The organism is Tardiphaga sp. P9-11, from assembly GCF_008329525.1.
GTDB lineage: Bacteria > Pseudomonadota > Alphaproteobacteria > Rhizobiales > Xanthobacteraceae > Tardiphaga.
In genome coordinates this window covers 195,935-209,956 of sequence record NZ_NPKQ01000007.1, presented here as the reverse complement: position 1 = coordinate 209,956, position 14,022 = coordinate 195,935, and the positions used below count along the sequence as shown (strand labels likewise).

The window sequence follows — 14,022 nt, the reverse complement described above, 5'->3', positions numbered from 1 at the left end:
GTTCCCCCGTGCCATTCCGGCATTTCTGAACCCCGCCGGAACGTGACGTATGCGCGGCTCAAGCCCATGAGTCCAATCGCTTCAGCTACGGCGCGATGAGCCCGTTGATCGATCTCGATCAGCTTGACGATGCGGACAGGACATCACCGCTGTTAAGCGCCAAACGTGCCGCGTGAAGCGCGCCATGCTAAAAATTAGCGGCTTGGCGAGTAAACGAAGCCGCGTCTATACTCCTGCAAAATCGGCTGCGCGTTGACCGGACTTCGCAGCGCACAAAGGCGATCCTGTTCGACAAAAGAGCGGCGACCACGTCCTTCCATGCGACTTGAATTCGGGCACAGAACCACGAACTCCCCTGGATCTGCACATGTCTGATCTGATCGTTCTTACTCCGGAAAATGTCGACAACGCGCTGCCCGATCTGCCGCGCATCGTCCGGCTGGCATTGGGCTTCGGCTCGCGTCTGCGTCGCGGCACGCTCGACGTGACACTCCCCGATGGCCGGCGTTTCCGCCTCGGCGGCATAGAACCCGGTCCCGCCGCGGAGATGACGATCACCAGTTACGCTTTCGCGTCGCGTCTCGTGAATGGCGGCGATATCGGTATCGCGGAGGCCTATCTGCATGGCGAATGGGACACGCCGGATCTCACGCAATTCCTGTATCTGTTTTGCGTCAATCACGATCTGATTCAGGCGATGCTCGGCAACAATCCGCTGATGCGCTTCGTGCAGATCGTTCGCCACTGGTTCAACCGCAATACCAAGCGGCAGGCACGCAAAAACATCTACGCGCATTACGACATCGGCAACGCGTTCTATTCGGCGTGGCTCGATTCCAGCATGACCTATTCGTCGGCGATTTTTGAGGAGGGCGTGCAGGATCTCACCGCCGCACAGAACAACAAATATCGCCGGCTTGCAGAAGCGATTGATCTCGAGCCCGGCCAGAGGGTATTGGAGATCGGCTGCGGCTGGGGTGGCTTTGCCGAATACGCCGCGAAGCATTACGGCGCGCATGTCACCGGACTCACCATCTCGACCGAGCAGCGCGATTTCGCACGCAGGCGGATGCAGGACGCGGGCCTTGGCGACAGGGTCGAGATCAAGTTTCAGGACTATCGCGACGAACGCGGCCAATATGACCGCATCGCTTCCATCGAGATGATCGAGGCCGTCGGCGAGCAGTTCTGGCCGCAGTATTTCTCACAATTGCGCGACCGTCTGCTGCCGGGCGGGCTCGTAGGTATTCAGGCCATCACGATCCAGGACAAGTTCTTCCAAGCTTATCGGCGCGAGGTCGATTTCATTCAGCGCTACGTTTTCCCCGGCGGCATGCTGCCGACGCCGGAAATCCTGAAATCTCTCGGCGACAAATACGGTGTTCCCATCATCAAGGAGCGCATTTTCGGACTGGATTATGCCAAAACACTGGCCACCTGGAGAGATAGTTTCCGTGCGGCCTGGCCGAGCCTGACGCCGCTCGGTTTCGACGACCGGTTCCGGCGGCTGTGGGAATACTACCTGGCCTATTGCGAGGCTGGTTTCCTGTCGGGGAATATCGACGTTCGCCAGGTCGTATTCGCAAAAGCCCCATAGTCCGCGCTCTGGACTTTCCGCACTGCGGCACCAGATCTAGAGGCCGGACCCTTCCCTTGTCTGGCCCTGCGGCCTCTACTAGGGTCGCCGCGAGATCGATAACCCGAGCGAAGAATTTCAGCACCATGACCTTCAACAAAAACGTCGTCGAGGCGATCGGCAATACGCCTCTGATCAAGCTGAAGCGCGCATCCGAACTGACCGGCTGCACGATCTTGGGCAAGGCCGAATTCATGAATCCAGGCCAGTCGGTGAAGGATCGCGCCGGCAAATGGATGATCCTTGAAGCCGAGAAGCGCGGTGATCTGAAGCCAGGCGGCCTCATTGTCGAAGCGACTGCGGGCAATACTGGTATCGGTCTCGCTGTGGTGGCGAGCGCGCGCGGCTATCGCACGCTGATCGTGATCCCGGAGACGCAGAGCCAGGAAAAGAAAGATATGCTGCGGCTCAACGGCGCCGAACTGATCGAAGTACCGGCACTGCCGTTTGCCAATCCGAACAACTATCAGCATGTCGGACGACGGCTCGCGGACCAGCTGCGCAAGACCGCGCCAAGCGGCGTGCTGTTTGCCGACCAGTGGAACAATCTCGACAACGCCAAAGCCCATTACGAATCGACGGGTCCCGAGATCTGGGGGCAGACTAGCGGCAAGGTGGATGGCTTCATCTCAGCAGTCGGCACCGGTGGCACGCTAGCCGGCACAACCCGCTACCTGAAGGAGAAGAACAACAACATCGTGACGGCCTGCGCCGATCCAAATGGCTTTGCGATGTATAACTGGTTCAAGCATGGCGAAGCCAAGTCCACGCCCGGCGATTCCATCACGGAAGGCATCGGGATCGGCCGCGTGACGCCGGTCATCGAGACCGCGAAGGTCGATACTGCCTTCCTGATCCCTGACGAGGAAGCCGTCGCCGTGATCTATGACCTCCTGCAGCACGAAGGCCTGTGCCTCGGCGGCTCGACTGGCATCAACGTCGCCGGCGCGATCCGTCTGGCGAAGGAGCTTGGCCCCGGCCATACCATCGTGACCATCCTCTGCGACTCCGGCGGCCGCTATCAGTCGAAGCTGTTCAATCCCGATTTCATGCGCAGCAAAAAACTGCCTGTCCCGGAATGGCTGGAGAAGAAGAGCGATATCTCGGTGCCGTTCGAGAAGGTGTGAGGCGCAGAACTCAGCGGAGAATCTGGCTCAGGAACAGCTTCGTCCGCGCATGCTGCGGATTGGCGAAGAACTTGTCCGGTGTATTCGCCTCGATGATCTGTCCGGCATCCATGAACACCACCCGGCTGGCGACTTCCCTGGCAAAGCCCATCTCGTGGGTGACCACCAGCATGGTCATGCCCTCGCCTGCAAGATCGACCATCGTATCCAGCACTTCCTTGACCATTTCCGGGTCCAGCGCCGATGTCGGCTCGTCGAACAGCATCACCTTAGGTGTCATCGTCAGCGCCCGCGCGATCGCCACACGCTGCTGCTGACCGCCAGAGAGCTGACCGGGATAGGCTTGGGCCTTGTCCGGAATGCGCACCCGCTCCAGATACTTCATCGCCGCAGCATCCGCGTCCTTCTTCGGCATATGCCGTACCCAGATCGGCGCCAAAGTGCAGTTCTCCAGCACGGTCAGGTGCGGAAACAGGTTGAAGCTCTGAAACACCATCCCGACATCGCGCCTGATATCGTCGACGCGACGCAGGTTCGGGCCGAGTTCGATGTCGTCGATGGTGATCCGGCCTTCCTGAAACTCTTCCAGCGCATTGATGCAGCGGATCAGCGTTGATTTGCCCGAGCCCGACGGGCCGCAAATCACGATGCGCTCGCCGCGGCCGACCGCTAGCTCGATGTCGCGAAGCACGTGAAAATCGCCGAACCATTTATTGAGGCCGGCGATCGAGACGATGGGATTCACGGATACAGACATATCACCTCAACTCCGCCGATGCGCATTGAGCCGACGCTCGACGAATAGCGAATAGCGCGAGATGCCGAAGCACATCACGAAGTACATGATGCCGGTGAAGGCAAAACCGGTGAACAGGGTCGTCGGCGTCGACCAGTTCGGATCGGCAAAGGATGCGCGCAACTGGCCAAGCAAATCGAACAACGCCACGATCGATACCAGCGATGTGTCCTTCAGCAGCGCGATGAAGCTGTTGACGAGGCCGGGAATGACATGGTGCAGCGCCTGCGGCATCACCACCAGCCGCGTGGTCTTCCAGTAGGACAAGCCCAACGCACTCGCCGCCTCCGCCTGCCCGCGCGGGATTGCCTGCAACCCGCCGCGGATCACTTCGGCATTGTAGGCGCCGGCGAACAGCGCGATGCCGATCAGCGCGCGCACCAGACCATCGACAGTGAAATTGCCGGGCAGGAACAGCGGCAGCATATAGGTCGCGAAAAACAACACCGTGATCAACGGCACGCCACGCCAGAACTCGATAAACGCGATGGAGAACAGCCGTATTAGCGGAATCGTGGAGCGGCGGCCGAGTGCCAGCGCGATACCAACTGGCATCGAAGTGACGATCCCGGTGATCGACACCACCAGCGTCACCAGCAAGCCGCCCCAGAGCCGCGTATCGACGACCGGCAATCCGCCTCGATCGAGCCGCAGCAATGCGATGACGGCGGCGATACCAGCGAAGATGGAGATACTGCTGGCCAGCGCACGCCAGCCACTACGCAAATGGCCGTTCAACAGGAAGATGAACAGCGAGACAATGACGGCGGTTGCCGTCAGTTCGAACCAAACAGGCTGGCCGTGATTGCCCCCCTCATTGCGCAGCCATTCAAACGGTAGCGCGACGAGTTGCAGGCCGTCGCCGAAGGCCGCGATGCCGCTGCCTATCAACGCAAGTGGATAGCCGATGACGGCAACATCGGACAGAATGCCTTCGCCCCTGAGCCAGCGGCCGACACCCGTGATGTGGACCGCGACGCTCGACAGACAATCCGCCGCCCAACTGATCCCGAAGCCATTGATGCCACCGCCATACAGCAGGAAGAACGCCACAACGGGGAAGGCAAGGAAGAATAGTCCGGCATTCACGCTCTTCGCCGGCAGACGCGGGATCAGCAGCGGCAGCAGCAACAATGCACCAAGCAGGAATGTCAGGTTAACGCGCCAGCGTTCCGGCTCGGGATAAAAGCCGTAGATGAACTGCGTGAACTTGGCCTGTACGAACGGCCAACAAGCACCAACGATGTGACCAGCATTTTCCGGCAGGCAGGCCGTCCGATCTTGCCCTTGCCAGACGGCATCGATCAGCAGAAATTTGATCGTGGGGACGATGGTGAGCCACAGCAGCAACAGGCTGACGACAGTCAGCAGAATATTGGTCGATGAATTCAGCAGCCGTGTCTGCACAAAGCCGATGAAACCCGTGCTTCGCACCGGCGCAGCGCGCTCTGCAATCAGTTCTTTTGCAACGAAGCTGGTATCGCTCATGCGCCCATGCTCCGCGATATCCGCCAGCCATAGACGCTCATGAGAGCGCTCGTGATCAGCGAGATCACGAGATAGACCGCCATGGTGATGGCGATGATCTCGATGGCCTGCCCGGTCTGGCTCATCGTGGTGCCGGCAAATACCGAAACGAGATCTGGATAGCCGATGGCAACAGCCAGCGACGAATTCTTCGTGAGGTTGAGATACTGGTTGGTCAGCGGCGGCAGAATCACGCGCATAGCCTGCGGCACGACGATCAGTCGCAGTGTTGTCCCCCGGCTGAGTCCGAGCGATGCGCCGGCTTCGCTCTGTCCCTTGTGTACCGACTGGACTCCCGCGCGCACGATTTCGGCGATGAAGGCAGCGGTATAGGTCGAGAGCGCCAGCGTCAGCGCGACGAATTCCGGCAGCACACGCAGGCCGCCTGAAAAATTAAAACCTCTCAGCACCGGATACTCGAATGTCACGGGCTTGCCCAGTACGAGCGCTGTCAGAAGTGGCAAGCCGACCAGCAAGCCCAAGTTCATCGGCCAGATCGTCATTACCCGACCTTTAGCAAACAGCTGCCGGCGTGCATGGACGTGCAATAGCAATGACGCGACGAGCCCGACAACGATGGCGATCGCGAACGGCATGAACGCATCCGTTCCGATCGGCTTCGGCAAACCAAAACCACGATTGCTGAGAAAGAAGCTGTCCAGTAGCGAGATGCTCTGCCGCGGTTGCGGCAGCGTCGCGAGTACGGCCAGGTACCAGAACAGGATCTGGAACAGCAGCGGCAAGTTACGGATCAGTTCGACGTAGCCGCCGGCAATACGCGCCAGCAGCCAGTTCGGCGACATCCGGCCGAGCCCGACGATGAAGCCGATGATCGTCGCAAAGAAGATGCCGATGAGCGATACGACCAGCGTGTTCACGAGGCCGACAAAGAACACTTGCAGATAGGTGTCCGATTCAGAATACGGAATCAGCGCCTGACTGACCGCAAAGCCCGCGGTATTTGACAGGAATCCGAAACCCGATGCGATCTTCTGCGCGGCCAGATTGCTGCGCGCGTTTTCGACGATCTCATAGCCGATCCAAATCAGGACCGCGACGAACACGACCTGAAGCACGAAGCCGCTCCAGCCCGCCTGCCCGCCCAGCACGCGTCGCAGTCTTGCCGCAAGTTGCAGCGGCGGTTTTCTGGCTTCGTTCGATGTCGCCACGGGCGCTGATGCGCTCAGCGGATCGGCGGCGCGTACTGGATGCCGCCCCTGTTCCAGAGCTGGTTCAACCCGCGGGAAATGCCAAGCTTGGAGCCGGCGCCGACATTTCGGTCGAAGACCTCACCGTAATTGCCGGTTGCCTTGATGATGCGCGCGAACCAGTCTTTGGTGAGGCCCAGCGTCTCGCCGAGGTTGCCGTCGGTGCCGAAGATACGCTTCAGCTCCGGCTTGTCGGATTTGGCCTGGTCATCGACGTTCTTCTGCGTGATGCCGAGCTCCTCCGCATTGATCATCGCGAACAGCGTCCAGCGTACCACATCCAGCCACTGATCGTCGCCATGGCGCACCAGCGGGCCAAGCGGCTCCTTGGAAATCACCTCAGGCAACACCGCGTGATCGGCTGGTACGGTGAGCTTCAAACGCTCCGCATAAAGTTGCGAGATATCGGCGGTGAACACGTCGCAGCGACCGGACTCATAAGCCTTGACGGTTTCGTCGGCGGTCGAGAACGCGATGACTTCATACTTCATGTTGTTGCCCTTGAAATAGTCGGCAACGTTCTGTTCGTTAGTCGTGCCGGTCTGCAGGCAGATTGAAGCGCTGTTGAGCTCAAGCGCCGAGTTGACCTTGAGCGCCTTGCGGACCAGAAAGCCTTGGCCGTCATAGTAATTGATGCCGGCGAAGTTCACGCCAAGCGACGTATCGCGCGACAGCGTCCAGGTGGTGTTGCGCGACAGCACGTCGATCTCGCCGGACTGCAAGGCAGTAAAGCGATCCTTCGCCGAGAGCGGCACATATTTCACCTTGGTCGCATCGTTGAAGATCGCGGCGGCGATGCCGCGACACAGGTCGACGTCGAAGCCAACCCAGTTGCCTTTGTCATCCGGCGCCGAGAAACCCGGCAGGCCCTGGGTGACGCCGCAGGACAACATGCCGCGATCCTTTACGGTCTTGAGCGTCTGCGCCAACGCGCCCTGCGCGGTCAATCCGGCGGCAAGAATGAGAGAGAACATCAAGGTCACGCGTTTCATGGAAGCCTCTTTGGGAACGTCAGGACACTCGGTCGACGCAAAGAATTGAATGACGGACCAACGGATCAGTTCCATAGCCGTGAATTCCCCGACCGGAAAGTCTGGCGACGGCAGAGGCAGTCTAAAACGGCAGCACGAATCAGCAGGAAATCACCGGATTCGCGGCAGGCCCATCAACGTGCCGCAAGAGATCGACGATTCACGCAACAGAGAACGATCAGCTAGCCGGGTCAAGGGGTTGACGACCATCTTACCCACCCGCTTAGTGGAGGAACAAGCCGTTCGGCAGCCGAGGCGCCGATGGCCGTACAAACCTGCAGACCGGCGGCTCCCATTATGACAGCTTCTAACGACAATCACGGCACCACCTCGCTCGACACGGACACCGTGATCGTCACCGCTGGCCGCGACACCAAATCGCAGCGGGGCTTCGTCAATCCGCCGGTCGTGCGCGGCTCTACGGTGTTGTATCCGACCGCCGACGACCTCCATGCGCATCGCGGCGAGTTTCAATATGGCCGCCATGGCACGCCGACCACCAAGGCGTTGCAGGAAGCGCTGATGGCGCTGGAAGGCCCCAAATGCGCCGGCGTTGGACTCGTGCCATCGGGCCTCGCCGCGATATCGACTGCGCTGCTATCGGTGCTAAAGGCAGGCGATCATCTCCTCGTGAGCGATAGCGCTTACCGGCCGACGCGCAATTTCTGCAACGGCATGCTGGCACGCTATGGCATCGAGACCACCTATTTCGATCCGCTGATCGGCGCTGGCATCGAAGCGCTGTTCAGGCCGAATACCCGTGCCATCATGGTCGAAGCACCGGGGTCGCAATCTTTCGAAATGCCGGACGTGCCCGTCATCGCCGGTATTGCCCGTGCGCGCGGCGTGCTGGTGCTCGACGACAATACCTGGGCCACACCGCTGTATCATCGTTCGCTCGAACAGGGCGTCGATATCAGCATCCAGGCAGCAACCAAATATATCGGCGGTCACTCCGACATCATGTTCGGCACCATCTCGGCCAATGACGCGGCCTGGCCGCTGATCCAGGAGGGCATCAAGCTGCTCGGCACATGTGCCGGGCCGGACGACGTTTTTCTCGCGCTACGCGGTCTGCGCACCATGTCGGTGCGGCTCGCGCATCATCAGCGCTCGGCGCTGGAGATGGCGCAATGGCTTCAGACCCGCCCCGAGGTGCTGAAGGTGTTGCATCCCGCTTTGCCGGACCATCCCGGCCACTCGATCTGGAAGCGCGACTTCACCGGCGCATCCGGTCTGTTCAGCATCATCCTGAAGCCATCGCCGCAAAAGGCCGTCGATGCCCTGCTCGACACCGTCAAGCTGTTCGGCATGGGTTATTCCTGGGGCGGCTTCGAGAGTCTCGTCATCCCGTTCGACTGCTCGGACTATCGGAGCGCGACGACTTGGGCACCCGGCGGTCCGGCGCTGCGGTTTCATATCGGCCTGGAAAGCGTCGATGATCTGAAGGCCGATCTCGAGCGCGGCTTTGCGGCGTTCAACGCGGCGGCGACCGCTTAACAAGGGGACTTTAGCCCGCCCCTCCTTATTTCGCTGCGCGATGTTTCGACGTGTGCTGCGGCGGTGCCGGCGACGTGACAGGCTCGCCGCAGCGCCGTTGCATCGCCATGGAACGCTACGCACGACTAGGCCGGATTCCCCATCCAATGCCTGCGCAGCGCTAACGCCCTTTTAGGGCAGTTCAGAAATGTTTGGACATCGCTATTCGGCGCAGCTACAGCCGGCGAAGCGTTTTCCATTGATCCTGCGTCTCAAGTTGGCGTTGCTGCTACGTGATTGCTTCAGCGGTAAGACGACACTGACGGCATTTCGGAACAGGAACCTGGTGATTTGCCAGACGTCGGGAGGCGTGAGTTTCGATTTCGATATCCACCTGAGAATAGACATTTTTTAAGTATCAGCTCAGCAAACACCCGCATGTCAGCGCTTCCTCGCCTCTATTACGTCACCACCGGACTGGACGAGCCCAATGCTTTCGCGACCTGGAGTGCGGTGATCGCACCGCTATTCGCGCCCCGCCCTTGTGGTCCCACCAAGAAGACGCCGACCGGTTCCGCATCGGGCATCATCATTGGCGATATGATCATCGCCAAGGTCGCCTTCAACGCGCAGAACTTCGTCAGAGACGAGCAGCGCATCGCCGCGACGCCGGACCACTTGCTGTTACATCTCTATGTCAGCGGCGGCTTCAACGGCTCCGTTACGCGGCAGCAGACCATGATCGGGCCCGGAAAGGTTGCCTTGATCGATCTCGCCTACACGATCGATACGCGCGCCTTCGCATCCAACACGGTATCGCTCATCGTTCCGCGCAAACTGCTCGCCGACGTACCGCTGGACACGCTGACACCGCGGCTCGACAAGTTCCGGAACGATCTACTTGCTGCACACATACTGTCGTTGCAGGAACGCTCCGCTCAGCTGATCGAAGCCGATGTCGAAAGCACCGTGGCCGAAACAGTCGAGTTCCTGAAGAGGATTCTCGCTCCGTCACCGGACGATCCCTTCACGCAACGGAAAGACGCCGACGAAAACGTCCTGGCGCTTGCCGAGGCCGCGATCCGGGATAATCTTGGATTGTCAGAGCTATCGCCCGACTGGCTGGCGCTGAAGCTCGATATTTCGAGGGCGTCGCTCTACCGCATCTTCGTGAGCCGCGGCGGCGTCATGCGCCATGTTCAGGAACGCCGGCTGCTCGCCGTTCAGGCTGCGCTCAGCGATCCGCTCGAAACCCGTCGGCTATCGCGCCTCGCGTCGGATCTTGGGTTCAGCAGCGAGGCCCATTTCAGCAGAAGTTTCCGCACGCGATTTGGCGTCACCGCAAGCGCCTATCGAAAATCACAGCTCGACGCCTCGGCGACCATCCAGCTCACCAGCCCCGAAGTGGTCCAGCAGTGGTGGATGACTGTGGCCGGATGACGGACGGCGTTGTGGGACTCTCAGTTCGATAGCGTCTTCGATCCGCTGCCGCGATTCTTGATGATCAACATGATATTGCGGACATAGATCACCGTGGCAAAGGCTTGCCCCATGATGATCACCGGCTCGCGCTTGGCGATGCCATAGATCAACGTCATGAAACCGCCCGCCATCGAGAAGAACCAGAACGCCATCGGCACGACGCTCTGTCCGGCACGTTCGCTGGAGATCCACTGCACGAGAAACCGTGCGGTGAACAGCAGTTGCGCGATCAGGCCGAAGGCGAGCCAGAAATCGAACTTCGCGACGAATACGTCGTAGATATAGTCGCCGAGCGCCTGGCCATATTGAATCAGCATTTACTTGAACTCGGTTGCGACCGGCGTCGTACGCTTGCGGCGGATCAACCACCAGACGCCGGCGAGATCCATGATGCCGATCCAGAGGCGATCGAAAAATCCGTAATTGGAGACGCCGGAATGGCGCGGCCGATCGGTGACATCGACATAGGCGATGTCGAAGCCCTCACGGCGCACCAGCGCCGGAAGGAAGCGATGCAAACCATCGAAATAAGGCATCGACAAGAACACATCGCGGCGGAATGCCTTCAGGCCACAGCCGGTATCGCGTGTCCCGTCCTTCAGGATCGCGTTGCGCACGGCATTGGCGATCTTTGATTGCGCTTTCTTGAAACCGGTATCCTTGCGGCCGACCCGTTGCCCGGCGGCAAGACCGACGCGGCCGTCACCCTCCTGGATCGCGGAAATCAGATTAGGTAGGAACGCCGGATTGTTCTGCCCGTCGCCGTCCAGCGTCGCCACTATGGCGCCGTGGGCGTTGCGCACCCCAGTGCGCACGGCAGCCGACTGGCCGGATGATACAGCGTGATCAATGCGGCGCAGGTTGCTGCGCGCCAGCATCAGTTCCGCCAGTCGCGCAGGCGTGGCGTCGGTCGAGCCATCATTGACGTAGATGATTTCATACAGCCAGCGGCCGTCGAGCGCCGCGGTGATCTCGGCGATCAGAGGCGCGACGTTGTCCTGCTCGTTGCGCACGGGCACGACAATGGAAACGTCGACGGGGGCAACTTCGGGAGCGGACAAATCGGAGCTCATGGTTGGGAGGCGGTCATGCCGGAACTTGTCGCAGCCAGCCCAGCGAAGATCGCTTCTTATGGGGCCACGGCCCCGCGGGCAACCCTTTTGAGGTGGCTGGCGGACGGTCCTGGCAACGGATCGATCGTGCCATCCTGATGGATGGTAAAGGCAAGATGCCGGGCGGCGAACCAGTATCGTGCCGTCATGGCGCCGATCCAGCCGACCAGTCCGCCAGCGACCACGTCGCTGGCATGATGCGCCAGCAGAACGAGCCGGCTGGCGCTGATCGCGACCGCATAGACGATCATCACCGTGCGCAGCCGTGGCCAGAGCGCAGCGACCGCGAAAGCCAATGCGAAACTCGTGGTCGCATGGCCCGACGGGAAACTGGCATAGGCCGGCGTCCATGCGAAATGTGAGAAGTGAAAAGGGTCAGCCACGCCGCTGACGAAAGGCCGGCCGCGGCCGAGCACGCCCTTTATGATTTCAGCCGCGAAGACCGAGAGCGCGACCGACAGGAAAACATACTGGATCCGCGTTCCGAAACTGACCAGCACGGCCCGAGAGGTACCACGTCGAAGCGGCGTCAACAGCGCCAGGATGATCATGACCGTACACAACGCCAGCAGAACATACTCGTCCTTACCCAAGTCGGTGAAGATGCGCAGCGGCCAGAGACCAGCCGTGCCGCGCGCTGGCATCAGTCCGATCTCGGTAGCATCGACGATGAACATCAACGCGATGATGATCAGGGCAGTCACGGCGCCAAGCATCAGCGAGCGGCGCGCCCAGTAACGCGCAGCTGCTTCACGCCGCGAATGCGACGGCGCGCGAACAAGCTGTGCGAACGACTGCCAGACCATCGCAACAAGTTGCGACAGATAGGTCTGTGGCTGCGATTTGTCCGGGGCGGCCATTACTCGGTCCCTTCGGAGCGATAGATGGCCACCGAAATCGCTTTGCCCTGCGAGAAGTTATAGCCGTCGATGCGGGTTGCCATGTTGTAGCGCAGGCCGATAGCCTCGGCGCGCATTGCGAACTGGCGCTCTGAACGCAGTTCGACAAGCGCGAAGCGACAGCTGCCCTGCCCGAGGAAATCCGCCGCGCCGGCGCCATCAGTGAGTTGTGTGGATGTGCCGGTCATGAACACCAGGCTCGGCTCGTGATATCCCGCCGCAGCAGCCTTGGGGCCGACGCAGACGACGTTACGCAGGGCGCGTGCGATCTGTACGCTCGGAAACAATGGCCGGAGCGATGGTAGGAGCACACCATAAAAGGCGGCGCTCATGAACAGTGAGGCCACGACCGCATTCAGCAACGAGCGTTCTGCGCGCGCGTTGTCATACAGCCACCAGGCAAACAGGCCGAAAACCAGCGCTGCGGCGGCAAAGGGCCAGGCCAGAAACACCGGATGGCGGACGATCGCGACGGCGCCGATCTCGGCGATCACAGCAGTCAGCGCCGGGATCGCGAACCACCAGGCCGCGCCGCGCGCCAGCCAATTGCGCGCCAGCACCTGGCGCTCAAGCGCTCCGATGACGAGGATGGCGATCGCCGGATAGAGCGGCAGCACATAATGCGGCAGCTTGGTCATCACGACTTCGAACACGATCCAGGACGGTATCAGCCACGCCAGCAGATATTGTGCGCCGGGCTCGCGCCGCGCGCGCCAAATGGCAGGCGTGGCCATACCGGCCAGCGGAGCGCCGGGCCAGAAGGTGATCCAGAACAGCAGGAAATACGTGCCAGGAGGCGCGCCGTGGGATTCCTGCGCGGCCAGCTTGCTTAGCATGTCGCCGCCCAGCGAATTTGAGAAGAACGCTTGCCCTGACTTCAGGAAGATAGCGACAAACCAGGGCAGTACCAGAAGCAGCATCCAGACGACGCCGATCAATGGCCTCAAACGCCACAGCCATGCGACCGAGCGGTCCATGATCGCCAGCGCGATGACCGTCAGCGCCACGAACATCAGGATCAGCGGTCCCTTGACGAGAATGCTGATCGCCATCGCCGTCCAGAACACCGCCGGCTCCTGCCAGCGGGCCTTGTCGGCCTCCTCGCCGCGCTGCCATGCCAGGTAAATTCGGGCCATCGCGCCCATCACGGCGATGACCGTCAGCAGCAGCATCGCATCCGTCTTGGCGAGACGCGCCTCGACGTTGAGCAAGACCGAGCTGCACATGATCAGCCCGGCCAGCACCGCACCGCGCCGCGTCACGAAAGCCAGTGCGGTCCAGTAGGTCAGCAGTACTGCACCAATGGCGCCGATCAGGGATGGCACGCGATAGAGCCAAATGCGGACTTCCGCGTTCTGAAGGCCCAACGCATCGGCTGCCTCCACCACGGCCCCCTGCATCCAGTAGATGCCGACCGGTTTCTTATAGCGGACCTCGTCCTGGAACCGGATGTCGACGAAGTCGCCGGTCTCGACCATCTGCTTGGTCGCCTGCGCAAAGCGGGCTTCGTCGCGGTCGATCGGCGGGATCGTGAAGAAGCCCGGCAGGAAGAACAGGAACCCGACAATGGCCAGGAACGCGACCGCGCGAGCGTGACCTAAGCTCACAAAGTCCAGCACGCGCACCAGTCTGCTGCCCGGATCGACACGGGTTTTCGGCTCGCGCGGGGCGCCAAATCGGGGTCTTGGATAGGTCTCGGCCATGCCTGTCGCATACGCTGAAACC

Annotated in this window: 12 protein-coding genes; 4 read left to right on the top strand and 8 right to left on the bottom strand. The window is 60.8% G+C overall.

The annotated features are described in order from the left end of the window. Nucleotides 1-367 precede the first annotated feature (367 nt). On the top strand, nt 368-1,597 hold the full coding sequence (locus CIW50_RS21845; protein ID WP_149533279.1) for an SAM-dependent methyltransferase: 1,230 nt from the start codon (nt 368-370) through the stop codon (nt 1,595-1,597). Nucleotides 1,598-1,722: 125 nt separating this feature from the next. Beyond that, nucleotides 1,723-2,763, top strand: coding sequence for a cysteine synthase A (locus CIW50_RS21840; protein WP_149533278.1), 1,041 nt, complete (start codon nt 1,723-1,725; stop codon nt 2,761-2,763). 10 nt (nt 2,764-2,773) lie between these two features. On the opposite strand, the gene CIW50_RS21835 is transcribed toward CIW50_RS21840, so the two are convergent. The 4 genes from CIW50_RS21835 to CIW50_RS21820 are packed head-to-tail and all read right to left on the bottom strand — an operon-like array spanning nt 2,774 to nt 7,286. Beyond that, nucleotides 2,774-3,520, bottom strand: a complete 747-nt coding sequence (locus CIW50_RS21835) for an amino acid ABC transporter ATP-binding protein (protein WP_149533277.1) — start codon at nt 3,518-3,520, stop codon at nt 2,774-2,776. A gap of 6 nt (nt 3,521-3,526) precedes the next feature. Further along, nucleotides 3,527-5,047, bottom strand: a complete 1,521-nt coding sequence (locus CIW50_RS21830; RefSeq protein WP_149533276.1) for an amino acid ABC transporter permease — start codon at nt 5,045-5,047, stop codon at nt 3,527-3,529. Beyond that, on the bottom strand, nt 5,044-6,255 hold the full coding sequence (locus CIW50_RS21825) for an amino acid ABC transporter permease (RefSeq protein WP_149533275.1): 1,212 nt from the start codon (nt 6,253-6,255) through the stop codon (nt 5,044-5,046). The genes CIW50_RS21830 and CIW50_RS21825 overlap by 4 nt, the downstream gene beginning before the upstream one ends. Nucleotides 6,256-6,269: 14 nt before the next feature. After that, on the bottom strand, nt 6,270-7,286 hold the full coding sequence (locus CIW50_RS21820) for an amino acid ABC transporter substrate-binding protein (RefSeq protein ID WP_149533274.1): 1,017 nt from the start codon (nt 7,284-7,286) through the stop codon (nt 6,270-6,272). A gap of 336 nt (nt 7,287-7,622) precedes the next feature. Between CIW50_RS21820 and metC the strand changes: the two genes are divergently transcribed. After that, on the top strand, nt 7,623-8,825 hold the full coding sequence (gene metC, locus CIW50_RS21815; protein WP_149533273.1) for a cystathionine beta-lyase: 1,203 nt from the start codon (nt 7,623-7,625) through the stop codon (nt 8,823-8,825). A 417-nt stretch (nt 8,826-9,242) separates the two neighbouring features. Then, nucleotides 9,243-10,244, top strand: a complete 1,002-nt coding sequence (locus CIW50_RS21810) for a helix-turn-helix domain-containing protein (RefSeq protein WP_149533272.1) — start codon at nt 9,243-9,245, stop codon at nt 10,242-10,244. A 20-nt stretch (nt 10,245-10,264) separates the two neighbouring features. On the opposite strand, the gene CIW50_RS21805 is transcribed toward CIW50_RS21810, so the two are convergent. The 4 genes from CIW50_RS21805 to CIW50_RS21790 are packed head-to-tail and all read right to left on the bottom strand — an operon-like array spanning nt 10,265 to nt 14,000. Then, entirely contained in the window at nt 10,265-10,603 is a 339-nt protein-coding gene (locus tag CIW50_RS21805) for a lipid-A-disaccharide synthase N-terminal domain-containing protein (protein ID WP_149533271.1), read from the bottom strand. Further along, complete coding sequence (locus CIW50_RS21800; RefSeq protein ID WP_149533270.1) at nt 10,604-11,359, bottom strand: glycosyltransferase family 2 protein; 756 nt, start codon at nt 11,357-11,359, stop codon at nt 10,604-10,606. A 56-nt stretch (nt 11,360-11,415) separates the two neighbouring features. After that, nucleotides 11,416-12,258: a phosphatase PAP2 family protein gene (locus CIW50_RS21795; protein WP_149533269.1), complete on the bottom strand. Its 843-nt coding sequence runs from the start codon at nt 12,256-12,258 to the stop codon at nt 11,416-11,418. Beyond that, nucleotides 12,258-14,000, bottom strand: a complete 1,743-nt coding sequence (locus CIW50_RS21790; protein ID WP_149533268.1) for an ArnT family glycosyltransferase — start codon at nt 13,998-14,000, stop codon at nt 12,258-12,260. The genes CIW50_RS21795 and CIW50_RS21790 overlap by 1 nt, the downstream gene beginning before the upstream one ends. Between the last annotated feature and the right edge of the window lie 22 nt (nt 14,001-14,022).

What these genes read in the sequence shown, in the direction of transcription:
- CIW50_RS21805 (WP_149533271.1), bottom strand. Translation starts at nt 10,603, where the DNA reads ATGCTGATTCAATATGGCCAGGCGCTCGGCGACTATATCTACGACGTA.
- CIW50_RS21810 (WP_149533272.1), top strand. Translation starts at nt 9,243, where the DNA reads ATGTCAGCGCTTCCTCGCCTCTATTACGTCACCACCGGACTGGACGAG.
- metC (WP_149533273.1), top strand. Translation starts at nt 7,623, where the DNA reads ATGACAGCTTCTAACGACAATCACGGCACCACCTCGCTCGACACGGAC.
- CIW50_RS21835 (WP_149533277.1), bottom strand. Translation starts at nt 3,520, where the DNA reads ATGTCTGTATCCGTGAATCCCATCGTCTCGATCGCCGGCCTCAATAAA.
- CIW50_RS21795 (WP_149533269.1), bottom strand. Translation starts at nt 12,258, where the DNA reads ATGGCCGCCCCGGACAAATCGCAGCCACAGACCTATCTGTCGCAACTT.
- CIW50_RS21845 (WP_149533279.1), top strand. Translation starts at nt 368, where the DNA reads ATGTCTGATCTGATCGTTCTTACTCCGGAAAATGTCGACAACGCGCTG.
- CIW50_RS21830 (WP_149533276.1), bottom strand. Translation starts at nt 5,047, where the DNA reads ATGAGCGATACCAGCTTCGTTGCAAAAGAACTGATTGCAGAGCGCGCT.
- CIW50_RS21800 (WP_149533270.1), bottom strand. Translation starts at nt 11,359, where the DNA reads ATGAGCTCCGATTTGTCCGCTCCCGAAGTTGCCCCCGTCGACGTTTCC.
- CIW50_RS21820 (WP_149533274.1), bottom strand. Translation starts at nt 7,286, where the DNA reads ATGAAACGCGTGACCTTGATGTTCTCTCTCATTCTTGCCGCCGGATTG.
- CIW50_RS21840 (WP_149533278.1), top strand. Translation starts at nt 1,723, where the DNA reads ATGACCTTCAACAAAAACGTCGTCGAGGCGATCGGCAATACGCCTCTG.
- CIW50_RS21790 (WP_149533268.1), bottom strand. Translation starts at nt 14,000, where the DNA reads ATGGCCGAGACCTATCCAAGACCCCGATTTGGCGCCCCGCGCGAGCCG.